General features: G+C 28.8%; 16 protein-coding genes. 6 read left to right on the forward strand and 10 right to left on the reverse strand.

The window, feature by feature from the left end; genetic code table 11:
* Positions 1 to 4: 4 nt before the first annotated feature.
* From pepD to QIA41_RS01250, 4 genes are all read right to left on the reverse strand, one after another.
* Positions 5 to 1,426, reverse strand: a complete 1,422-nt coding sequence (pepD, locus tag QIA41_RS01235; RefSeq protein WP_320292240.1) for a beta-Ala-His dipeptidase — start codon at positions 1,424 to 1,426, stop codon at positions 5 to 7.
* Positions 1,427 to 1,541: 115 nt separating this feature from the next.
* Positions 1,542 to 3,518, reverse strand: coding sequence for an ATP-dependent helicase (locus QIA41_RS01240; RefSeq protein ID WP_407653021.1), 1,977 nt, complete (start codon positions 3,516 to 3,518; stop codon positions 1,542 to 1,544).
* A gap of 2 nt (positions 3,519 to 3,520) precedes the next feature.
* The gene (locus QIA41_RS01245) at positions 3,521 to 4,012 is read right to left on the reverse strand and encodes a chemotaxis protein CheD (RefSeq protein WP_320292241.1); all 492 of its coding nucleotides are present in this window, start codon (positions 4,010 to 4,012) and stop codon (positions 3,521 to 3,523) included.
* Positions 4,013 to 4,028: 16 nt separating this feature from the next.
* Positions 4,029 to 5,228, reverse strand: a complete 1,200-nt coding sequence (locus QIA41_RS01250) for a D-alanyl-D-alanine carboxypeptidase family protein (protein WP_320292242.1) — start codon at positions 5,226 to 5,228, stop codon at positions 4,029 to 4,031.
* Positions 5,229 to 5,298: 70 nt separating this feature from the next.
* Here QIA41_RS01250 and QIA41_RS01255 point away from each other — a divergent pair, with 70 nt between their 5' ends.
* Together QIA41_RS01255 and QIA41_RS01260 are read left to right on the forward strand one after the other, a co-directional pair.
* Positions 5,299 to 6,807 carry a lactate permease LctP family transporter gene (locus QIA41_RS01255; protein ID WP_320292243.1) on the forward strand — a complete coding sequence of 503 codons (1,509 nt, stop codon included), beginning with the start codon at positions 5,299 to 5,301 and terminating at the stop codon, positions 6,805 to 6,807.
* A gap of 248 nt (positions 6,808 to 7,055) precedes the next feature.
* Positions 7,056 to 8,912, forward strand: coding sequence for an integrin-binding adhesin P66 family protein (locus QIA41_RS01260; protein ID WP_320292244.1), 1,857 nt, complete (start codon positions 7,056 to 7,058; stop codon positions 8,910 to 8,912).
* Between the two features lie 59 nt (positions 8,913 to 8,971).
* On the opposite strand, the gene QIA41_RS01265 is transcribed toward QIA41_RS01260, so the two are convergent.
* Genes QIA41_RS01265 through QIA41_RS01280 form a run of 4 tightly spaced genes read right to left on the reverse strand, consistent with a single transcriptional unit; the run spans position 8,972 to position 14,005 of the window.
* Positions 8,972 to 9,724: a J domain-containing protein gene (locus QIA41_RS01265; protein WP_320292245.1), complete on the reverse strand. Its 753-nt coding sequence runs from the start codon at positions 9,722 to 9,724 to the stop codon at positions 8,972 to 8,974.
* 25 nt (positions 9,725 to 9,749) lie between these two features.
* The gene (gene glyA / locus QIA41_RS01270; RefSeq protein WP_320292246.1) at positions 9,750 to 11,003 is read right to left on the reverse strand and encodes a serine hydroxymethyltransferase; all 1,254 of its coding nucleotides are present in this window, start codon (positions 11,001 to 11,003) and stop codon (positions 9,750 to 9,752) included.
* The gene (locus tag QIA41_RS01275) at positions 11,003 to 12,559 is read right to left on the reverse strand and encodes a DNA-binding protein (RefSeq protein WP_320292247.1); all 1,557 of its coding nucleotides are present in this window, start codon (positions 12,557 to 12,559) and stop codon (positions 11,003 to 11,005) included. Before QIA41_RS01275 ends, glyA begins: the two co-directional genes overlap by 1 nt.
* A 3-nt stretch (positions 12,560 to 12,562) precedes the next feature.
* On the reverse strand, positions 12,563 to 14,005 hold the full coding sequence (locus tag QIA41_RS01280) for a cysteine--tRNA ligase (protein WP_320292248.1): 1,443 nt from the start codon (positions 14,003 to 14,005) through the stop codon (positions 12,563 to 12,565).
* Positions 14,006 to 14,056: 51 nt separating this feature from the next.
* Here QIA41_RS01280 and murB point away from each other — a divergent pair, with 51 nt between their 5' ends.
* Positions 14,057 to 14,992, forward strand: a complete 936-nt coding sequence (gene murB / locus QIA41_RS01285) for a UDP-N-acetylmuramate dehydrogenase (protein WP_320292249.1) — start codon at positions 14,057 to 14,059, stop codon at positions 14,990 to 14,992.
* Here the strand turns inward: murB and QIA41_RS01290 are convergent.
* Complete coding sequence (locus QIA41_RS01290) at positions 14,973 to 17,180, reverse strand: methyl-accepting chemotaxis protein (protein WP_320292250.1); 2,208 nt, start codon at positions 17,178 to 17,180, stop codon at positions 14,973 to 14,975. The genes murB and QIA41_RS01290 overlap by 20 nt on opposite strands.
* A 264-nt stretch (positions 17,181 to 17,444) precedes the next feature.
* On the opposite strand from QIA41_RS01290, the gene QIA41_RS01295 reads away from it, so the two are divergent.
* The 3 genes from QIA41_RS01295 to argS are packed head-to-tail and all read left to right on the forward strand — an operon-like array spanning position 17,445 to position 21,963.
* Positions 17,445 to 19,592, forward strand: a complete 2,148-nt coding sequence (locus QIA41_RS01295; protein WP_320292252.1) for a methyl-accepting chemotaxis protein — start codon at positions 17,445 to 17,447, stop codon at positions 19,590 to 19,592.
* Positions 19,593 to 19,613: 21 nt separating this feature from the next.
* On the forward strand, positions 19,614 to 20,222 hold the full coding sequence (locus tag QIA41_RS01300; RefSeq protein ID WP_320292253.1) for a hypothetical protein: 609 nt from the start codon (positions 19,614 to 19,616) through the stop codon (positions 20,220 to 20,222).
* Complete coding sequence (argS, locus tag QIA41_RS01305; RefSeq protein WP_320292254.1) at positions 20,206 to 21,963, forward strand: arginine--tRNA ligase; 1,758 nt, start codon at positions 20,206 to 20,208, stop codon at positions 21,961 to 21,963. Before QIA41_RS01300 ends, argS begins: the two co-directional genes overlap by 17 nt.
* A gap of 28 nt (positions 21,964 to 21,991) precedes the next feature.
* Here the strand turns inward: argS and QIA41_RS01310 are convergent, their stop codons facing one another.
* On the reverse strand, positions 21,992 to 23,929 hold the full coding sequence (locus QIA41_RS01310; protein WP_320292255.1) for an AMP-binding protein: 1,938 nt from the start codon (positions 23,927 to 23,929) through the stop codon (positions 21,992 to 21,994).
* Positions 23,930 to 23,933 lie beyond the last annotated feature (4 nt).

Below are 23,933 nucleotides of genomic sequence, written 5' to 3' on the forward strand. Positions count from 1 at the left end.
ATTTTTAAAAACTTTCTAAAATTTTTTTCAAAAAATCATAAACCCTAATAGTTGAAGAAATATTTACTCTTTCTCTAGGGGTATGAGGCGATTCAATCCAAGGCCCAAGAGTAACAGATTCTATGCCTCCCAACCTAGAAGATATTATGCCTGTTTCAAGCCCTGCATGTATTACAGAAACATTAGCATATTTAAGATACATCTCTTTATACACAACTTGAAGATGTTTTAAAAGATTGCTATTCTTATCAGAGCTCCAAGAAGGATAGTCATAAATTACACGCAAATTAGATTCTGATAAATTACTTATTGATTGCAAATGATTAAAGATATACTCTTTGTCTAAATCCAATAAAGATCTTATTAAAAAAGTAAAAATATAGTCACCTTGAGTTTTAAAAAGACTTGAAAAATTTAAAGAAGTCTTAATAAGCTTATTTTCATAATTTTCTACCTTTTGAACTCCATGTAAAAACCCCATTCCCATATTTAAAAGCTTGCTTTTGCTATTTTCATCAAGAACTTTAACTGATGAAAATTCTCTTTTGTCGACAATAATATCAAATTCATTTTCAAGAGAATATGTACTTTTAACTTTACATACGAAAAGTTTAAGCTCTTTATTCAATAAATCATAATCACTATCATTGATAAAAATTAAAGCTCTGGATTCATTTGGAATTGCATTGCTACTGTCTCCACCAAAAATACTTTCAATCTCAAAATCAATATTCTCTTTAATTTCAAAAAGTGCAAAAAACATTAATTTTAAAGAATTTGCCAAATCTAAATGAATATCTGCCCCAGAATGGCCACCTTTAAGCCCTTTAAGCAAAATTTCTACTTTTGTTCTTTTTGTCACAAGAACATAATGAGGAGAAAAAACAATCTCAACAAGCCTTGATCCCGCGCAACCAACTAAAAAATAACCCTCTTCTTCTCCATCAAGATTAATAAGGCTTTTACCGCTACACAAACTAGAATCAAGACCAAGAGCACCTATTAAACCTATTTCTTCATCAACAGTAAAAAGCAGTTCTAAATCGGGATGGGAAAAACTATTAGCCTCACTCATAATACTTAACATCATGGCTACCCCAATTCCATTATCAGCTCCAAGAGTAGTTCCTACTCCTTTAAGATAGCCATCCTCTTCAACAATTTCAATTGGATCTGTTTCAAAATTATGCAAACTGGATTCATTCTTTTCACAAACCATATCAACATGGGATTGTAAAATAATAGGATGCATATCAATGTTATTATTGGATTTTATCTGAACCACAACATTACCAATATTATCTTCTTTAAAAGAATACCCAAATTTTTTGGATCTCTCCTTAATAAAATTTATAATTCCTTTAACATTTTTTGAACATCTTGGAATTTTTGATATCTCTTTAAAAGAATCAATTACAATACTCATAATAAATTTCCTTTGATTACATCAAATCCAAAAATATACTTGGATTTAACTATAATTAATCATATAATATACTTAATTAATCTTACAATTCACTTAATAAATTCAATAATACTCATCAAGCTTTATTTTTAACAAAATCTGCATAATAATTAAAATTTAAAAATTCTCTAGGAATTTCTAAAATAAATCTTGAAGGCTGCTGTTCAAAAATTTGCCTATCCTTTTTCCGCTTATTAGCCATAGTAATAACAAGAGAATCTTTTGCACGAGTTAATGCAACATAAAAAACTCGCCTCTCTTCTTCTAAACCAACTTCACTACCTTCAACTATTCTGTGATGCGGAATAATATTGTCTTCAACAGCAATAAAAAATACATAATCAAATTCCAAACCTTTAGCAGAATGAACTGTCATTAAATTAATATTAATATCTTCAGACTCTCCATTCACCTCGTTAGACTGAAGAACTATATAGTTTAAAAAACTGCTCAGATCTTTCAATTCACCAAATTGTTTGGATTCCCAATTTTTAATTATACTTAAGAACCCTTCTATATTTTGATATTTATATTCAGCTACTTTGATTGAATTAGGGTTTTCATTAACTAAAAATCCCCAATATTCAACACTTTCTATCATTTCCTTGATTATATTAGAATATGTGTTTTTTGTTATGCTAAATTTATATTGATACTCTTCAATAAAAGATACAAAATCTTCTATGCTTTCAATGACCTGCTTATTTAAGGCTCTATCGTAACTAGAAATGTTTGTAAAAGAAAAAGCAATATCACAAAGAGCATCATAGATACAACACCTCTTCTTGTCTGCTATATCTCTAATTTTTTTCAAATATTCCTTACCAATCCCCCTTCTTGGAACATTAATAATTCTAAGTAAATCATAATCGCTTTTAGGATTTATTATTACATTTAAATAAGAAATAATATCTTTTATTTCTTTTCTCTGGAAAAAAGATGTTCCTCCCGAAACTTTGTATTTTATTCCCTGTCTTCTAAAAATCATCTCTATGTTTTTAAAAAGAGCATTGGTTCTCATAAGAACCCCTATCTCTTTAAATTGAAAATCTTTTAGTCTTGAAAGCTCTATGATTTGATTTGCAACGAACTCAGATTCTTGAATTTCATCCTCAAACATAAAAACATCTATGACTTTGCTACAAATCCTTGAAGACCACAAAGTCTTTTCTTTTCTATTTTTATTATTTAAAATCACAGAATTGGCAATATCTAAAATATTTTTTGAAGAACGATAATTTTGCTCAAGCTTTATTTCTTTAACGTTGTAATCCTTTTCAAATTGCAACATATTGTTATAACTAGCTCCACGCCAAGAATATATCGATTGGTCATCATCTCCAACACAACATAAATTACTATGATTTATCAAAAGGCGAATAAAATTATATTGAACCAAAGAAGTATCTTGGAACTCATCAATCAAAACATACTTATATTTTTTAGAATATTTATTTCTAATATCAGAATTATTGCTTAACAATTCTTTTGGTTTTAAAATTAAATCATCAAAATCAAAAGAATTATAAAGCCTTAATCGCTCTTCATAAAGTCTAAAAATATTTATATCCTCTTCTTTAAAATCATTAAAAGTGAGAATACCATTTTTTAAAAGTGAAATAGCATTACTAAGAGAATTTAAAGAAATTTTTTTATTCAAAAGACCTTCATCAAGTAAAATTTCTTTAAGAAGAGAAATTTTATCATTGTCATCATAAATGCTAAAGTTTTTTCTATATCCCAACAATTTATAATTTTCTTTTAAAAAGAAAAGTCCAAAAGCATGAAAAGTTGAAACCATAAGATTACTAAGAGGGCTTTTCAAAATTTTTTTAATTCTATCTTTCATTTCATTAGCTGCCTTGTTGGTAAAAGTTAAGGCTAAAATCTCATTCTGGGCAACACCTTTTAGAAGTAAATAAGCTATTCTGTGGGTAACAACCCTTGTTTTTCCACTACCAGCACCAGCAATAATTAAAAGAGCACCCTCAATAGTGGTAACTGCTTCATATTGAAATTGATTGAGAGAATTTTTAAAAAAATCATCAAGCAAAATTAAAAAACCTTTGTTCCATCTGGATATTCCACAATAACTTTAAAATTTTCAGGAAAAGCAAAAATTTTTCGTGATTTAGATTGATCAAAATCTTTAGCTAAGATTGGAATACGATACTTATTCAATGTATTAATAGCAAACTCTGAATTTTCAAGTCCTACCTTAACTGATCCTTTTGCCATAAAATTAGTTCCTCCAAAAAGCTTGGCCTTAAGATTATTCTTATTAGCTCCATTCTCTAACATTGCATTTATTAACATAGGAATGGCATAAACCCCATATCTTCCTCTTTGAGAAGGAGATATCTCAAGCTCTGACCTAACTAGAACATAATGATTCATTCCAATTAAATTGCTTGATTCGTCAAAAAGCACAACAGCGACACAAGAACCAAGAATTGTAGAAATAATTCTTTTATTTGAAACAAAAGCTTCACCCGGAACTATTATTGTAACATCTCGTTTCAATTTAAAATTAAAATGATTTAACATAAAATTTAATACTCTCTTAAAAAAAATTTATAAAACTCTTGTAAAGACCCTGCCAAAACCCTAATCTATTTACTTTATTACTAAACAAATCAACATCCCCTACTTTTTCATTTTCTAAAAAAATCATAGCCCTTCCCACAGGCACATCTCCACTAAGAGGTGCAACCAACTTATCAACAGTATAGCTTATATTAATTTTATCAAATTCATCTTTAGTCAAAACATAATAAAAAGGCTCTTTGGAAAAAAGAGCAACTGTATCTATTGCACCATTATAGACTTTTTCTTCTAATTTTACTATTAAGGGAATTTTGGAATATTCATTAAATCCATATTCAAATAAATTTTTTGCAATCAAGGATCTCATTTTTTCTCCAGACCCATTAATTCCTTTTTTAACTCCCAACACAACTGCTATTAACCTTCTTCCATCCTTTTGAGCAGTAGCAATAAGATTTAAACCTGATGCCTTAATATATCCCGTTTTAAGACCATCTGAATAAGGATAATCATATATTAATAAATTAGCATTCCTTTGTTTTAAGTTTAAAAATTTTGACGATAAAGTTGTTCCCAAATTTTTAATCTTTGGATAAACAAAATGCTTTAAAGAATGGATATTAAGCATAAATTTAAATTTTTCTATATAAGACTTTACAAAAAAAGCCATATCTAGTGCTGTAATTTTATTCTCGCTGCTATATCCAGAAGGTTCAACAAAATGCATATTTAAAAGTCCTAAATTTAAAACATTAGTATTCATCAAATTAACAAAGCTATTCAAATCGCCTACTACAAACTCAGCAATTGCAATAGAAGCATCATTACCAGATGAAACTGAAAGCCCCTTTAAAATTTCTTCAAAATTAACAACTTGACCTTTTTCTAAAAACATTAAAGAAGAATTTGGGGGCGCATTATAGTATGAGGCAGAATCACTAATAGGAACTATGCTTTTTAATTCTATATTTTGCTTTTCAGCTTCAATTAAGGCCGTATAAATTGTAACAATCTTTGTAAGCGACGCCGGAGGAAAACTCAAATCAGGTTTTTTAGAATAAAGTATGCGTTTAGTATCAAAATCCATTAAAACTATTGATTTTGCATGCTTTGATAATTCATCAACCTCAGATAAATTAACTGCAAAAAGATCAACACAAAGCGGAAAAAAAAATAAAGTTAATAAAAATTTTTCAATAACACAGATACTACTCATGTTGTAATATTTAAATTATATATTATTTATTGATTATTAATCATAATACAACTAAAAAGGAGCCATTTTTATGAACTCTTATGACTTTATAATGGCCTTGGCACCAATAGTTTTAATAATTATTGGACTTGGCATAATAAAAAAGCCAGCTTACTTTGTAATACCTATATCATTAATAACCACTGTTGCTATAGTTATATTTTATAAAAACTTAGGAACAGTAAACACAAGCCTTGCAATGCTTGAAGGCGCTTTAATGGGAATATGGCCAATAGCAACTGTAATTATTGCTGCTATATTTACATACAAAATGTCGGAAGATCAAAAAGACATAGAAACTATTAAAAATATATTATCAAACGTATCTTCTGATAAAAGAATTATAGTCTTACTAGTAGCATGGGGATTTGGAAATTTTTTAGAAGGGGTTGCCGGATATGGAACTGCAGTTGCGATCCCTGTGTCAATACTAATAGCAATGGGATTTGAACCATTTTTTGCCTGCTTAATCTGCTTAATAATGAACACCTCATCAACTGCTTATGGATCTGTGGGAATTCCTATAATATCTTTAGCTCAAGCAACTAACCTAGATGTTAATACCGTTTCATCCGAAATTGCACTGCAACTAATAATACCAACCTTAATAATACCTTTTGTATTGGTAATTCTTACAGGGGGGGGAATTAAAGGATTAAAAGGAGTATTCCTAATTACTTTGCTATCAGGAATGTCAATGGCAATATCTCAAGTATTCATATCAAAAACTTTAGGCCCAGAACTTCCTGCAATCCTTGGAAGCATCCTTTCTATGACAATAACAGTAATTTATGCAAAGTTTTTTGGAGATAAAGACACTCAAAACTACCAAAGCAAAAACAAAAACACAATATCCTTATCAAAAGGCATTATTGCCTGTTTGCCTTACATTTTAATAGTAATATTTATAGTGCTTGTATCTCCTCTTTTTAACGAAATTCATGAATATTTAAAAACTTTTCAAAGCACTATTGAAATTTATCCAGAAGCAAGTCCTCTACACTTTAAATGGATTGTCTCTCCGGGATTCTTGATTGTACTTGCAACAATAATATCCTATTCAATACGGGGAGTCCCAATATTAAAACAACTCAAAATATTTACGCTAACTTTGAAAAAAATGGCATTATCCTCATTTATAATCGTATGCATTGTTGCTGTATCAAGATTAATGACACACAGCGGAATGATAAGAGATCTTGCTAATGGAATCTCCATAATAACGGGCAAATTTTACCCGTTATTTAGCCCGCTAATTGGAGCTATTGGAACATTTTTAACAGGTAGTGATACAGTTTCAAACGTTCTTTTTGGGCCTTTACAAACACAAATAGCAGAAAATATTGGAGCAAATCCCAATTGGCTTGCAGCAGCAAACACAACAGGAGCAACTGGAGGAAAAATGATTTCTCCCCAAAACATTACAATAGCAACAACAACTGCTGGACTAATTGGAAAAGAAGGTAAGCTTTTGTCAAAAACTGTAATTTGCGCTTTATGCTATATTTTGTCAACTGGATTACTAGTTTATTTAGTATAAATTAATTGTTTAAAATAAATAAGATTAATTGGTAATAAAATTAATCTTATTTATAGACTTGAATAATATAAAAATCACAAAATAAGAATATGATCTTGAATTTTTACCCAATATTTTAATATTATATACATGTTATATGCATGTTATTATTTTGTAAATAATAGCATGTATATAATGCATTTTATTAATACATTTAATAAATAACTAGAACTAATAAAAGTTTATAGTTATAACAGGAAGGTATAATTATGAAGAATCATATTTTATATAAATTAATTATATTTTTAACTACATCTGCAGCAATATTTGCAGTAGACAAATTACAAGAAAATGATATATTTAAAATAAACCCATGGATACCTACATTTGGATTTGAAAACACAAGTGAGTTCAGATTCGATATAGACGAGCTTGTACCTGGATTTGAAAACACAAGCAAAATTACTATTAAACTTAAACCATTTGAGGCTAATCCAGAATTAGGAAAAGACGATCCATTCTCAGCCTACATTAAAGTAGAGGATCTTGCATTAAAAGCAGAAGGCAAAAAAAACGATCCATTCAAAATTGACGTAGGAGATATAACAGCCCAAATTAATATATACGATTTTTTTATTAAAATAAGTACTATGACAGATTTTGACTTTAATAAAGAATCTTTATTTAGTTTTGCACCTATGACTGGATTTAAAAGTACCTACTATGGATTCCCAAGCAATGATAGAGTAGTAAGAGGAACAATTCTAGCAAGAGGCACTTCTAAAAATATAGGAACAATTCAAATGGGATACAAATTCCCACAACTCGACCTTACATTTGCAATAGGAGGAACAGGCACAGGTAACAGAAATCAAGAAAACAATAAAAACACCCCATATAACAAAACCTATAAAGGAATCCTTTATGGAATTCAAGCAGCATGGAAACCAATAAAAAATCAACTTGACCAAAACGAAAATGCTCAATCTGTAGTTGCTGAAACACCTTTTGAATTAAATTTTGGCTTATCAGGAGCTTATGGAAATGAAACATTCAATAATTCATCAATAGCATATTCTTTAAAAGACAAATCCGTAGTTGATAACGATTTATTTAGTCCAACTTTATCAAATTCTGCAATTTTAGCATCTCTGGGGGCTCAATATACGCTTGGACTAACAAAAATCAACAATAAAAACACCTATCTTATTCTACAAATGGGCACTGATTTTGGAATAGATCCTTTTGCAAGTGATTTTTCTGTATTTGGACACATCTCAAAAGCAGCAAATTCAAAAAAAGGAATCTCCTCACATCCTAGCAAAAAAGCCGAGGATATATTTGATCCAAATAGTAATGCTCTTAATTTCAGCAAAGAGAAAGAACTGGGCATTGCATTTTCAACAGGAGCAAGCATAGGACTTGCTTGGAATAAAGATGATGGTGAAAAAGAATCTTGGAAGATTAAGGGAGTTGATTCCTACAATAAAAGACTATTTGGAGAACAAGACAAAAAATCTGGGGTTGCGTTGGGAATAAGCTATGGACAAAATCTCTACAGATCCAACGATACAGAAAAAAAATTAAAAACCATATCCGAAAATGCATTTCAAAGCTTAAATGTTGAAATCTCAAGTTATGAAGACAGTAAAAAAGGACTTATGAATGGAATAGGATGGATAACATCTATTGGTCTTTATGATATTTTAAGACAAAAATCTGCAGAAAACTATCTTATACCAAGTACAAACACCGATACAAACAATCCAGCACAAGCCTCAACAAACACTCAAGATATAGCCCCTAATCTGACATTTGAAGATGCAATGAAAATCGGCATAGCTTTATATCTTGATTACGCAATTCCAATAGAATCCATTTCAGCAGAAGCATATGTAGTGCCATATGTTGGAGCATACCTTTTGGGTCCTTCTAATAAAATATCAAGCGATGCTACAAAAATTTATTTAAAAACAGGACTTAGTCTTGAACAACTAATAAGATTTACAACAATTTCTCTTGGGTGGGATTCAAACAATATTTTAGAACTTGCTAACAGAAACGCAAATAATGCTGCTATTGGTAGCGCTTTCTTGCAATTCAAAGTAGCCTACAGCGGAAGCTAACAGAAAAAGAAGGGTCTTTGGCCCTTCTTTTTTTATTTTTAAAAACAAATCAATCTTAATTACTTCATATTTCTTTCTTTGCAAATCTTTTCATAAGCATCTTGAATTTTAATAAATTTATCATTTGCATCTTTTTGCCTTACAGGATCATTTGCAAACTTATCAGGATGATATTTTATAACAAGACTTTTATAAGCCTTTTTAATCTCATCATCACTAGCACTATAGGTTAGCCCCAAAACACCATAGGGATTTACAATTTTAATATTAATATCTTTATAAGTTTCATAACTATCAGATTCAAGCTCAAGAAAAGCACCAACATAAGAAATAAATTTTTCAGCCTCTAAGTTTTTATACTTAGAAAGCCTGTTAATTTCTTTAAGAGAGGCAAAAAGCCATATAAAAAGATCTTTATGTTGGAAATAACCAAGCTTAAGGGTATACAAAATTTTATCCGCATTATTATTCTTAGTAATAGCAGCATGAAAGATAGTATACAATTCTGATTTACCACGTTCAGACAAATTTAAAGAATTGATAATAAAATTTACATAATTTAGCTGTTCTCCCGTTACAGTTCCTAAAATAGATAGTAACTTAGCCATTAATAAAAAAGAAAGTTTATAAAATTCAAATTCTCTAGATCTAGAATATGAGTAATCCCTTGTAAAGTAAATTCTAAAAGCACCTAAAAAACTAAATAATATTAAAATAAAAGGAAATAATATGAAAAGCATTCCTATCAAAATGGGATTAAAAATAAAAATAAAAAACAGTACTAAAAAAAACATTCTAATTAAGCTTGGCATTTATTGCTATAACCTCCAAACATAATTAAGGCATGTCAAAATCTCTAATAAAACTTATAACTTCCTTTTTTATTTGCTTTAATTCAATATCGGATTTTGTCTTTAAAGCCCTAACAATAAATTTAGCAACACTTAAAGAATCGTTTTCATCTAGACCTCTTGAAGTAATAGCAGCACCTCCAATTCTAATACCAGAAGCCAAAGAAGGGCTTTTTTTATCAAAAGGAATAGCATTTTTATTTAAAGTAATATTTACACTCTCAAGCAATTTCTCAGCAGCAGCACCTGTAAGATCTAAACCGCTAAGATCAACCAAAAATAAATGATTGTCTGTACCCCCACTGACAATTCGAAATCCTTCCGATTTGAAATACTCAGCCATAACTTTAGTATTTTTTATTACATTGGCAATGTATTTTATAAAATCTTCTTGGAGAGCTTCTCTGAATGCAATAGCCTTGCCCGCAATAACATGAACTAAAGGACCCCCTTGAGTTCCTGGAAAAACTGTAGAATTTACAGCATCGGACAAAGCTTTTTCTTTTCCATTAAAGTTTATCGAAATGTCAAAATCTTTCCCAGCAAGTATTATTCCACCTCTTGGACCTCTTAAAGTTTTATGCGTAGTGCTTGTAGTAAGATGAGCCACATCAATCGAAGAATTATGAAAACCAGCAACAATAAGGCCTGCAATATGAGCAATATCACATAAAAGATAAGCAGAAACATCATCTGCTATTTCTCTAAATTTTTTAAAATCAATTTCTCTTGAATAAGAAGAAGCTCCGGCTATTATTAAATTAGGCCTACAATCCCTAGCTATTTTAAGAACCTCGTCATAATCAATCATTTCAGAATCTCTAGAAACACCATAAAAATAGGTGTTAAAAAATATACCAGAAAAATTTACTCTACTACCATGAGTTAAATGTCCCCCATGAGACAATTGCATGCCAAGAATCCTGTCACCTGGGTTAATGAGAGCCATTATGGCGGCCATATTGGCTTGAGATCCACTATGAGGTTGAACATTAGCATACTTTGCGCCAAAAAGATTTTTTGCCCTTGAAATTGCTAAAGTTTCAATCTCATCAACAAAAGAACAGCCACCATAATATCGATTCAAAGGATATCCTTCCGCATACTTATTGGTTAGAATACTTCCAACAGCCTGTCTTACCTCTAAAGATGTAAAATTTTCAGACGCAATAAGTTCAATATGTTCTTTTTCTCTTAATTGCTCTTTCTCAATTAAATTAAATATTTGATCATCTTTCATTAAAAATTATCCTCCAAAACAAACCTATGCATTAAAGAATACGATTCATTTGTCAAGCTTTTATACTTTAAAAACCCATAATCTGAATATCCATTAAAAAAATCATTTTTATCATAGTCTTCTTTACACCCATATTGAATATAGTTATCAGACATATTTAAAAAATACTTAGAGCTATCCTTAAATAATACTGCATTTATTATATCAAAATATACAAAACCAACCCCAGCCAAAAAAAATTCAAACCAAAAATGCTCATTCAATTTAAGAGAATCAAAATCATAGTAAAGTCCAACTATATTTCTAAGCGGAATATCGTACTTCAAAAATAATAAATTTGTAAGAATTATTAAATTGCTAGATGAAATTTTTCTTTCTTCAATAGAATCTTTTAAGCTTAAATTATTTTCAACAATTTTAAAATTTAAGGTCAAAACATCAATAATTGCTTTAGCTAACTTATAAACTGAATTATTACCAGCAGTCATAGATAAAATTAGAGAATCTAGCGACATTAAATCAACAGAGCTATAAGATAAATAATCTTTTTTTTTGTCATGAACATACGTTTTGTACTCTTTACTGTTAATATCTTTATTAACTTCAATGCTTTCTAAATATTTAGTATCCAAAAATTTCAAATTAAGCTTGTGGGCCTTTACCTTAGTTTTAAAAATAAATTTATTTGTCTTCAGGTTTTTAAAAAATAAATTACCAATATTAAAATCAAGATATTCATTGCTATTCTGTGTAATTTTTTGACGCTCATTCTCAATTGGTCTTAAATAGAAGATATTAAAATTAATGTCTTCGGGATTTGAATCGAAATTATTACTAATATCTTGAGTAAAATAAATTTCTTCAATTATTGTAAACTCTTTTGAATCGCTCAAAGTCCATTTAAAAAAATTATCTTTAACGGAAAACGGAACTTTATTGCTTTGGAAATTGTCCGACAAAACATAAAGCCTGCCGTCAGAATTTAAAGTTTTGGGAGAAATAAATTTTATTCTATTATTAGAAACATCTAAAATATCTTGAGGCAAAATTGTATAAAGCTTATCCTTGGTTTCAAGAAGAATTTTAATAGCACTAGAATGTGAAAGAAAATTCATACCCTGCAACAAAGTTGGAGAATTTGCATTTAAAATTATTTTATCATCTGAAAGGATAAAAGGTATATTTTCTTTATTAACCCTAACAGGAACTTGTCTACTAATAACAAGAAAAAGTTCATTACTGGTTCCATTTTCACTTTTTACAAAAATAAGTCCTGAATTTACTTCATCTGTAATTTTAAAAACTATTTCAGTATTATTCCAACTAATAATACTACTTTTAACCAAATAATTATTGTTAATATTGATCTCTCCTACACTATAGCCTAAATTGCTCCCCCTAATAACAACAACATCTTTGTGTGAAGTGGGAATTGGAGATATATCGTAAATAATCGGTTTTGAATAAAATAAAAATCCAGAAAAAACAAATAAAAATAAAAAAATAACAAAAATTAAGCTCAAATAAAAATATTTGTTTTTTAAAAAAATAGACAAATACTAGCCTCTTTTAACCTTAGTTCCTTCCTTAGTATCAACCAAAACAAAACCTTTTTTAGCAAAAAAGTCCCTAATCTCATCAGCACGCTTAAAATTTCTTTCACATTTAGCTATTCTTCTTTCTTCAATCAAAGTTTTCATATTCTCATCAATAACCACATTCTGATTTTCTAAATTTTTTAAAATTTCTTCTCTCAAATTAAGTGACATAATCTCGTCAAAAATAAAAGCTAATCTAAGCTTTGAAACAAAGCTTAGATTCTCAGATTTAATTAATTCCCAAAGTAAAGCCAATCCTTGAGAAACATTCAAATCAAAAGAAACTTTTTCTACAAAAGAATTGTAATATTCTTTTTCTACACTAAAATCTAAATTTTTTAAATCTTTATTAAGAACATCCAAATCAACCGGATCTAAAGACGAGTAAAAACAACTTAACCTGTTGATCATATTTTCTCTAGCAATCTTACTTGCTTGAAGATTATTTAATGAAAATTTTAATTGATTTCTATAGTGTGACGTTAAACATAAATATCTAAAATCAAGAGGAGAAAAATTTTGCTCTTCTAGGTCTTTAATTGTAATAAAATTTCCAAGTGATTTTGACATCTTATTATAATCCATGATTAAAAATTCTCCGTGAACAAAAATATCACACCACTTTTTATCTAAAAAACACTCTGCTATGGCTATTTCATTTATGTGATGAACTCCAATGTGGTCAACTCCTCCTAAATGAATATCAAGTGTATCATTGAAATATTCCAAATTCATAGCAGCGCATTCCAAATGCCAACTAGGATAACCAAATCCCCAAGGAGAATCCCATTTCATTTCCTGATCTTTAAATTTAGAATTAGTAAACCACAAAACAAAATCAGTTTTATTCCTTTTAAATTTATCAATATCAACCCTAGAAAAAGTCATGTCTTTATCGATCAAATCAATGCCTGCCATCTCACCATAGCTTTTAAAGCAAGAAGTATCAAAATACACATTACCATTAGAAAAATAAGTAACCTTTTTTTCTTCAAGAATTTTAATAACATCTATCATAATAGGAATATGTTTGCTTGCAATAAGAACTTTATCAGGATATATAACGTTTAGCTTTTTACAATCCTTAAAAAAAGCTTCTGTAAAAAATTCACTAATCTCAAAAGCTGTACGACCTTTTTCTCTTGCGGTCTTGGCGACTTTATCTTCTCCATCATCAAGATCACCTGTTAAATGACCAATATCTGTAATATTCATCGCATAGTTAACCTTATACCCTAAAAATCTTAAAGTTTTAATTAATAAATCCCCAAAAATATAAGTTCTAAAATTTCCAATGTGCGCATAATTATAAACAGTAGGCCCGCAAGCATACAGTTTAACATCGTCAAAATTCACTAATTCTGAAAAATCTTTTGTTCTAGTATTATATAATTTCAAAATCATACATTTCTCAAAATTGAAAAAATAAAAAGTCTAATTTATTATTAAGTAAGTATGCTTAAAAGCCTAAATAATTTTTTTAAAAAAATCAATATAAAGCCTCAAACAAAAAATTTGATTGACTATACAACATATAAAATTGGAAACATTTCAAAACTATTTCTCATTCCTAAAAATATTCAAGAAGCCGAAAATATTTTTAAAGCAGCAATAGAAGAAAATATTAAAATATTTATTCTTGGAGGGGGGTCTAATATTTTAATCAATGATGAGAAAGAACTTGATTTCCCAATAATATACACTGGACATTTAAACAGAATAGAAGTTCACGACAATAAAATTGTAGCTGAATGTGGTGCAAATTTTGAAAATTTATGTAAAATTGCGCTTGATAACAGCTTGGGTGGACTAGAATTTATTTATGGACTACCCGGAACACTGGGAGGCGCTGTATGGATGAATGCTAGATGCTTTGGAAATGAAATCTCTGAAATACTAAAAAAAATTACATTTATAAATGACAAAGGAAAAACTATTTGCAAAGAATTTAAAAAAAAGGACTTTAAATATAAAAAATCACCTTTTCAAAATAAAAACTTTTTTATGCTAAAAATCGAATTGAATTTAAAAAAAGAAAATAAAAAAAATATAGAAGAGAAGATGAATAAAAACAAACAAGCAAGAATAAACAAAGGCCACTATTTGTTCCCAAGTAGTGGCAGCACTTTTAAAAACAATAAAGCATTTCTCAAACCTAGTGGACAAATAATTGAAGAGTGCAAGCTCAAGGGGCTGAGCATTGGGGGTGCTGAAGTTTCCAACTATCATGGAAACTTTATTATCAATACTAACAAAGCTACTTCCAATGACGTAAAAAGTTTAATTGAAAAAGTAAAAACTGAAGTTTACTCTAAAACTGGGCTTTTATTAGAAGAAGAAGTTCTTTACATAGGATTTAAAAATCAAAAAACTAAAAAAGAACATCTTTAATTTCGTTATTAATCTTTTGAATTAATTCTTTTGTCTTTAATATCTTATCCTTAGAAGATTTAACCAAAGATGAATATTCTTTAAGAGAACTTACTGCATCTAAATTCATATTAGAAGCTTTAAATTCTTTTAAATCCTGACTAAAATTATTAAACTTGCTGCTAACAAAAAAATGGTTATTAAATATTTCTTTATACATATTCTTAGCATCTCTAATCTTAGTATCATGAGACAAATATCTTTCTTTAAACTCACCAATTTCTTTAAAATGCCTAGCAAGAGTAAGATCTACTTTCTCATGTCTAGAAAAATTGCTGTCTACATTATCTTGAATATCTATAAAATTTTTATAAATCGTATCAATCTCTGAATTAATTGCTGCAATAATACCATCAACCGTCTTAAGTTCATCTTTAATGGTTTTAGAATATTTTCCAGAATTAATAGCAAGCCTCCTAATCTCTTCAGCAACAACTGCAAAACTTTTGCCCGCATCACCTGCTTTTGCTGCTTCAATTGCTGCATTCATAGCAAGCATATTGGTTTGAGCTGAAATTGAAACTAAAAGTTTATTTGCACTTTGCAAGCTATTAGTCTGAGATAAAAGATCTGCAAAATTTTTATTCACATTCTCAAAAACAATATTTAAATCAAAAACTTTGCTTTTAATGTTTTCAATATCAGCAGAATTTGTAGTAGAAACTTTATTAAAAATTTCCAAATTTTTATCTATGTTATAAAAAAAACTAACATTTTCTTCAAAATTTGAGGAGATCTCTGACATATGCTTATTGTGATCATTAATCGGATCAGCAACAGATTCAAAACCTTTTAAAATATCAACAATAGACTTTTCAAATTTAGAAAAAGTATCTCTTAGTTGTTCGTAAGCTAAAACGCTAGAATCTATGCTCTCAGTATTTAATATAGCGGTTTCTATTTGTTCTAAATAATCATTTAAATCTTCAGAATAAAATTTTATTTTCTCAAAAGATTCATTACTCTTAGACGACAAACTGTCTAGCTTTGAGCTAATGTAAGACATAATAGCCGAAGAATACTTAACATTTGAAGGAGACTCAAGGCTGAAAGGATCGCTTTTTGATTTTTGATAATCAACAATTTTGTTAAAATCATTAATTAGTGAAAAAATAAAAGTATTGCACAAATAAAACATAACTGCGAAAGATAATAATAAGAATATAAAAAATACAATCCAATTTGACTTAAACATAATAGGAATGGAATTGACATTGAAAACCAATCCTTGAATCAAAAAATCATCAGTTTTTACAAAGCTTAAAGAATAAGAATCACTTCCATAATTAAAAGTATGCTGAAAAGAAGAAGAATCTTTTTTAGTATAGGCTATAACTTTGCTCAAAACATTCTCACTATAAACTGTAGAAAAAGACTTGGGCTTAAGATTATTAAAGTTCAAAAAAATGGGCATATAATTTCTGTCAAACATGAAAAAATTATAATCCTTACTGCTAAACTTAAGAGAAGAATACAGTTGATTTTCAATAATATCAAATGGATCATCAAAACATACTAAAATCCCTATCACACCCAACGTTGCAACAGAATCTCTAACGGGAAAACTTACCACAGAGTAAATTTTCCCATCTATCCTCATGTATCTTGAATAGTATTTAGTATTTTTTTCTACAGGAACAGAATAAATTGGATCCAATCTAATATCTTTTAAACCCAGAGATGAAAAATTTGAATTTGATATTAAAACATTCTTCCCTATAGGAATATAAAATATACCTTCGAGTGAATTTTCTGCTACAGGAATAGTTTTAAAAATTTTATCTATAGAGCTAAATTCTCTCGACTTTAAAAACAAATCACTATTTTCATCTAAACTATCACCCAATTTTAAACCTGAAGACAGCAGAAAGCTCTTTGAAGAATTCACCAATATCCCAAATCTATAACTATCTTTTATAAGCTCTTCAAGAAACCTAGAGGATTCTGAATACTTAGCCTTTATAACAGCAGACACACTGTTTAAAAACAACTTAGCATCAAATTTAAAGCGATCCAAATATTCATTTTTATGGTTCATATAAGCATAGCCTATGAATAAAAAATTTAAAAAAAGAAACCCAAATAAAAGTATATAAAGAAATCGCTTAGTACTTTTCAGATTAACATCAATTAAATTTTCATCGGTCATAAAAGCTCTCCAAACATAACATTAGCATGATAAATCCTTAAAACAAAAATCTCGCCTTCATAAATCAAATGTAAGCAATTACCAATAACAATTAGCAAATTGGACTTTTCTTGCTGAATCTTAAAGATTAAATCCCTAAATATTTGCAAATAATTATTTTATTATTTAGCTACATGTATATATAATTATATAATAAAACATGTGGAATACTAAAAATTTAATATTTTAAAATTTTATGAAAAATCAAAATTTTGAGGAAACTTAGTGAGAAAAAAGCAACTTAACTCTAACCTTTTTTATAAATTCAATTTTATAATTTTGGCATATACAATAATCATTATCGCAACAACCTTTTTGCTATTAGATCAAGGCTATAAAAAAATTATATCAAAAGAACTTCAAGACTTTACAAAATTCATCAATCAAGCAATGATTAAAAGTTTTTCTGATGAATCTAAAGAAATAATAAAAACTTTAAGCGTATTATCAAATAGATATGATTATAAATCTGCAATTCTAAATAACAAAAATGAGGAACACCTAGTATCTGATAAAATTTTAGTCACACTCCCATCCTTTATTAGAATAATAGAATATGTAAACAAAGATGGATACATAATCGCATCAAGTGAAAAAAAAAGAACCGGTCAATATATGAGCTTAAAAGAATTGCTTTTGGGCAAAGCTGTAACTACATTTCAAATTTCAATTCTTCATAACAGTTTAGCAAAAATAAATAACAATTTTTATATTCCAATAGCATATAAAATAACAGATTCAAAAAAATCTAATATCGGATATATTATTTTATATGCTGACATTTCAGAAAAAATTGCTGAACTAAAAGAATATCTTTTACTGCTCTTAGAAAACTCGTTACTAGAACAAAATGCAAGCAGTCAAAACTCATCAAAATATTTCAATATATACATAATAAACAATAATGGAGATGCATTTGGGGGAAAAGATGAAGTTTTGAAAAACATAAAGCACATATTCAGCTTTAACGCAAAAACATTAACTCAAATATTAGGCGCATTATCTCAAGGAAAAGCAAATTACAACACAAGTAATTCAAATGAAATAATTTCTTTAGCAAGAATCACAACATCCAATTGGTATCTGGGAATAAAAATAGACTACAATAACATATTTTCAAAAGAATTTAAACATATGAGATTGGTTTCACTTACCATTATATTTATTTTGGTAATAATTTTTATATTAATAATGATATTAACCATAAAAACTTTAATAATATCAAAAATAGATAAGCTCAATGTTGTCATTCCAAAAGTTAAAAACGGCGACTTAACATTTAAAGTCGAATCAAAAGGTAAAGATTCAATAAGCTCAACAATAAATCTTTTTGGTCATTTTATTGAAAATCTAAAAAACGTAATCAATTCACTACAAGAACGCGTGAAGCTGTTGAAAGAAAACGGAGACCATTTATTTAGTGAAATAAACAAAACTCACAATACAATAAAAAATTCAAATCAATACATAGAAAAAACACAAGAAGAAGTAGAAAAACAGGTAGAATTCATCTCCAATACAACAAACGTAATTGAAAGTCTCTCAAAAAATATTTCATCTCTTGACAACTCAATTGAAACTCAAGCCGCAAGCGTTGAACAATCCTCATCAGCTATTGAAGAAATGATAGGGGGGATACAATCAATAACAGAAATAACTCAAAAAGCTGCAAAAAGCACAGAAGAACTAAAAAGATTCTCTGATGATGGGAGAAAAAAACAAGAAGAAGTTATTGCTCAAATCAAAGAGATTTTCAAAAACTCAACAAGATTACAAGAAGCAAATTCTCTAATTTCATCTATAGCTAGTCAAACCAATTTGCTTTCAATGAATGCTGCAATTGAAGCGTCTCATGCTGGTGAAGCTGGAAAAGGATTTGCTATTGTTGCAGAAGAAATAAAAGACCTGGCAGAACAAGTAACATCGCAATCGGAATCTGTTGCATCATCAATTAACGAAATAATGGATTCAATAACCAAAACCGTAAACACTTCAGAATTAACAAATAAAGCCTTCAATCAAATATTTGATTCAATCAATCTAGTTGTTCAAGTGATAGAAGAAATAAACCATACAATGCAAGAGCAATCAATAGGTAGCCAAGAAATCTTAAAGGCTTTAAATACAATGCGGGAAATAACATATGAAGTAAAAATTGGCTCAAATGATATGTTTAAAGGCAACAAAGAAATCATTAGCACAGTTAAACTGTTGGGGGAAATCAATATTACAGTCTCAAACTCAATGAAAGGTTTGAAAGAAGAGATTAATAAACTAGTAGAAGCAATTGAGCGCATTAAAGTTCTAGGGACTACAAACTCAAGTCATATTTCTGGAATTAGTGAAAGCATAAATCAATTTAAAACCAAATAAAATAGATTAAAAGGGAATAATATGCAAAAAAAGACATTTTATAACACTGAAAAATATCTTAAAAGTCATTTAATGTTATTTCCTATTTTTGCTTATACAAAAAACTTCTTGGATGCTAGCATCATATCTGTTTGGATTTCACTATGCATCATACTTCCTGCCCTAATAATTAATCAAATAGAACTGAAAAAACACAAAAGCCATATATTAGGAATATACCTTTTAATAATAGGAATTTTTACTAGTATAACTTACTTATTCATGTTTTATTTAACGCCAACTTTATACAAAGAATACAAATTTTCAATACCCATTTTAATAGCAGTAATAATATCATTCCATAAAAACGAGCCTTTTAAAATCTTAAAAAACTCATCAATGATAATTAAATATTCTAAAATTCCAATTTTAATTTTCATTACCCTAAGTTCAACGATTTCGCTTATCAGAGAAATATTAAACACGGGTAATTTAAAACTTTTTAACAACGAAATATCCATAATAAAAGAGCTTATTAATACAAAAATGTCAGCCCATAGTTCAAACATTTTTATTGTAGCGTCTTTGATTTTACTATTAATCAATATATTAACAAGCGTTAAAGAGAAAAAAGATGAACAAAAGCATTAAAAAAAACATTAAAGACGAAATTAGCATTATAGTTGCCAATTTAGCATCATCAAAAAATATAAAGCTAAACAAAATCAATATAAATGTTCAAAAACCTCCCAAAAGTGATTTGGGAGATATTTCCATATTAATATTTGAACTTAGCAAGACCTTAAAGCTTCCTATTGCAACTATCTCTGAAGAAATAATAAAAACTCTCAAAGATAAGTACGAAATTAAAGCCATGGGGCCTTATTTAAATATCAAAATTCCTAGAAAAGGATATATACAAAATACAATACAAATAGTAAATACTCAAAAAGATGCTTATGGAACGAGTAAATATCTAGACAATAAAAAAATACTATTAGAATTCTCATCACCAAATACAAATAAACCACTACATGTAGGACATCTTAGAAATGACGTAATAGGAGAAAGTTTATCAAGAATATTAAAAGCTGTTGGTGCAAAAATTACAAAAATAAACTTAATAAACGACCGAGGAGTTCATATCTGCAAGTCAATGCTTGCATACAAAAAATTTGGAAATGGAATCACACCCGAAAAAGCTTGTAAAAAGGGAGATCATTTAATTGGTGATTTTTATGTTAAATATAACAAATACTCACAAGAAAATGAAAATGCTGAAAAAGAAATTCAAGATTTACTTTTAAAATGGGAACAAAAAGATAAAAACACAATTGAACTCTGGAAAAAGCTAAATAAATGGGCAATTGAAGGAATAAAAGAAACATACAAAACCACAAACACATCATTTGACAAGATTTATCTTGAAAGTGAAATTTTTAAAATTGGTAAAAATGTTGTACTAGAAGGACTTGAAAAAGGATTTTGTTACAAACGAGAAGATGGCGCAATATGCATTGATTTGCCCCTAGATTCGGATGAAAAAACAGACACTAAAATAAAGCAAAAAGTACTCATAAGATCAAACGGAACATCTATTTATCTTACCCAGGATCTAGGAAATATAGCTGTTAGAACAAAAGAATTTGATTTTGAAGAAATGATTTATGTGGTTGGGAGCGAACAAATTCAGCACTTCAAAAGTTTGTTTTTTGTATCAGAAAAATTGGGAATTTCTGAAAACAAAAAACTTATCCATTTGTCACACGGAATGGTCAATCTTACTGATGGTAAAATGAAATCAAGAGAAGGCAATGTAATTGACGGAGATAATTTAATCCTAGAACTAATGGAATCAATAATGCCTGAAATTACACAAAAAATTAAGAAAAAAGAGAATGCCAAAAAAAATGCTTTAAATATTTCACTAGGAGCAATTCACTACTATCTACTAAAATCAGCTATACATAAAGATATTATATTTAACAAAAAAGAGAGCTTATCTTTTACTGGAAATTCTGGACCATATATCCAATACGTTGGAGCAAGAATTAATAGTATTCTTGAAAAATATAATGCGCATTCTATTCCCATAATGGGAAAAATTAACTTTGAACTTTTAAAACATGAAAAAGAGTGGGAAATTATTAAAATTATATCGGAATTAGAAGAAAATATAATCAGGGCAGCAAAAGATCTAAACCCTTCAATACTTACCAGCTATTCATATTCACTTGCAAAGAATTTTAGCGCATACTACCAAGAAGTTAAAGTAATAGATATAAATAATATCGATTTAACAACTACAAGAATCGAATTTTTAAAAGCCATACTACAAACAATAAAAAATTGCATGTACTTGCTTAATATTCCTTATATGTTAAAAATGTAGACAAGAAAATTTTGCAAAATTTTCTTGTCTAATATCCGTTTAAATCTAGATCACTTTTACTAAAAATTAATTTTATTTTATCCTCATACTTTTGAGATATATAATATCTTTTCAGCTTAAGAGTATTGGTAAGCTCTTCTCCAATTAAAAAAGAATCCTGGAGCAAAACAAAACCTACTATTTTTTCATAACTTTTAAAACCTAATTTAGTATTAATAGTATCTGAGATATGCTTAGAATAAAGTTTGTTAACATCCTCATTAACCAATAAATCACTTCTGGAAGAAAAAGATACCCCACTAGAATTTGCCCACTTTTCAAGATTATCAAAATTAGGCACAATAATAGCTCCCAAAAATTTTTGATCTTGACCAACAATCATAATGCTTTCAATAAATAAAGATTTACCTAAAACTCTCTCAAGGGGTTCAGGCTCAATATTTTCTCCCCCTCTAAGAACAATTGTATCTTTGCTTCTACCAACAATTGAAATTTCATTGTTAATTGTCAATCTAACTAAGTCTCCAGTATTAAACCAGCCATCTTCTGTTAAAACCTCATTGGTCTTAGCCTTATCCTTAAAGTAACCGCTCATTATTTGTGGTGACTTTACCCAAAGCTCACCTTTTTCTCCATAGGGCAAAACTTTCCCATCAACTCCAACTACTTTGTATTCAACATCTGGCAAAATAGGTCCTACAGTTCTTGCTACGGGACCCTTAAGGCGCCTAACACTCAAAATAGGACCTGTTTCGGTAAGACCGTAACCTTCAAGAACTTTAATTCCTACGGCCTTAAAAAAATAATCAACATAATCGACCAACGCCCCACCACCAGAAACTCCAAATTCAAAATTTTGCCCAAGAGCACTTTTTATTTTTTTGAATACTAAAATATCACCCAATAACTTAACAGGAAAAATTAAAATAAGACCAACTAATAAAAATAATTTTGAAAAAAGCAAAATGAACAAATTGGTTTTTTTATAAACAGGGGAAAAACCTAAAAATTTTTCTTTAAGTTTTGCATAAACAATGCCTATCTTTAAAAATCCTCCAAACACAAGTTTCTTAATAAAAGATTCTGACACCTTTTTAATAATACCTATTCTTATACCTTCCCAAATTCTAGGCACAGAAATAATCACTTGCGGATTTAAAAGTAAAAAATCTTTTAACAAAACAGGACCTATGGGCTTTGAATATGCAATTGCTATGCCCTTTAAAGCGACTATATATTCACAAGCCCTCTCGAAAGAATGCCAAAGGGGAAGAATAGAAATCATTATCTTGCCGGGTTTAAGTGCTGGAAGATAGTCATAAAGCCTATCTAATTGAAAAATAAAAGACTCATGTCTCAACATTACTCCCTTTGGCATACCTGTTGTGCCAGAAGTATATATTATAGTTGCAATATCTTTTGAAGAACCCTTTTCAATCTCCATGTCAAATGATTTTGGATTAGTCCTTAAATATTCAGCTCCAAGTTCTAATAATTTTTTATAAGAAAATACGGTAATATTTCCCATTTTTTCTTCATAAGATTTATCATCATCAATAACAATAATATATCTCACCAATCTAAAGTCATGTTTTTTGGATAAAACCTTTTGAAGTTGTTTATTGTTTTCAACAAAAATAAAAGTAGATTCAGAATGATTAATAATATAAATTAATTCATCCTCAGAAGAATCATTTCCCCTGGGAACATCAACACAACCTAAGCCCAAAGTAGCAATGTCAATTATTATCCACTCTCTTCTCGAATCAGAAATAATTACAACCTTTTCTCCTCTTTTAATGCCATAATGCAAAAGCCCAGAAGCAACTCTTTTTACCTCATTCCAAAAATCAGCATATATTTGTTTCTTAAAATTTTTAGACTCCCCTTCCTTATACATAAAAATATCAAGCTCACTATAAAGAGCCACGACCTCTTTAAAACGCTTAGGCACAGTATCCCTCATAAAT

The sequence above is a fragment of the Borreliella sinica genome (assembly GCF_033969665.2).
GTDB lineage: Bacteria > Spirochaetota > Spirochaetia > Borreliales > Borreliaceae > Borreliella > Borreliella sinica.

What these genes read in the sequence shown, in the direction of transcription:
- pepD (WP_320292240.1), bottom strand. Translation starts at nt 1,426, where the DNA reads ATGAGTATTGTAATTGATTCTTTTAAAGAGATATCAAAAATTCCAAGA.
- QIA41_RS01245 (WP_320292241.1), bottom strand. Translation starts at nt 4,012, where the DNA reads ATGTTAAATCATTTTAATTTTAAATTGAAACGAGATGTTACAATAATA.
- QIA41_RS01250 (WP_320292242.1), bottom strand. Translation starts at nt 5,228, where the DNA reads ATGAGTAGTATCTGTGTTATTGAAAAATTTTTATTAACTTTATTTTTT.
- QIA41_RS01255 (WP_320292243.1), top strand. Translation starts at nt 5,299, where the DNA reads ATGAACTCTTATGACTTTATAATGGCCTTGGCACCAATAGTTTTAATA.
- QIA41_RS01260 (WP_320292244.1), top strand. Translation starts at nt 7,056, where the DNA reads ATGAAGAATCATATTTTATATAAATTAATTATATTTTTAACTACATCT.
- QIA41_RS01265 (WP_320292245.1), bottom strand. Translation starts at nt 9,724, where the DNA reads ATGCCAAGCTTAATTAGAATGTTTTTTTTAGTACTGTTTTTTATTTTT.
- glyA (WP_320292246.1), bottom strand. Translation starts at nt 11,003, where the DNA reads ATGAAAGATGATCAAATATTTAATTTAATTGAGAAAGAGCAATTAAGA.
- QIA41_RS01280 (WP_320292248.1), bottom strand. Translation starts at nt 14,005, where the DNA reads ATGATTTTGAAATTATATAATACTAGAACAAAAGATTTTTCAGAATTA.
- murB (WP_320292249.1), top strand. Translation starts at nt 14,057, where the DNA reads ATGCTTAAAAGCCTAAATAATTTTTTTAAAAAAATCAATATAAAGCCT.
- QIA41_RS01290 (WP_320292250.1), bottom strand. Translation starts at nt 17,180, where the DNA reads ATGACCGATGAAAATTTAATTGATGTTAATCTGAAAAGTACTAAGCGA.
- QIA41_RS01300 (WP_320292253.1), top strand. Translation starts at nt 19,614, where the DNA reads ATGCAAAAAAAGACATTTTATAACACTGAAAAATATCTTAAAAGTCAT.
- argS (WP_320292254.1), top strand. Translation starts at nt 20,206, where the DNA reads ATGAACAAAAGCATTAAAAAAAACATTAAAGACGAAATTAGCATTATA.
- QIA41_RS01310 (WP_320292255.1), bottom strand. Translation starts at nt 23,929, where the DNA reads ATGAGGGATACTGTGCCTAAGCGTTTTAAAGAGGTCGTGGCTCTTTAT.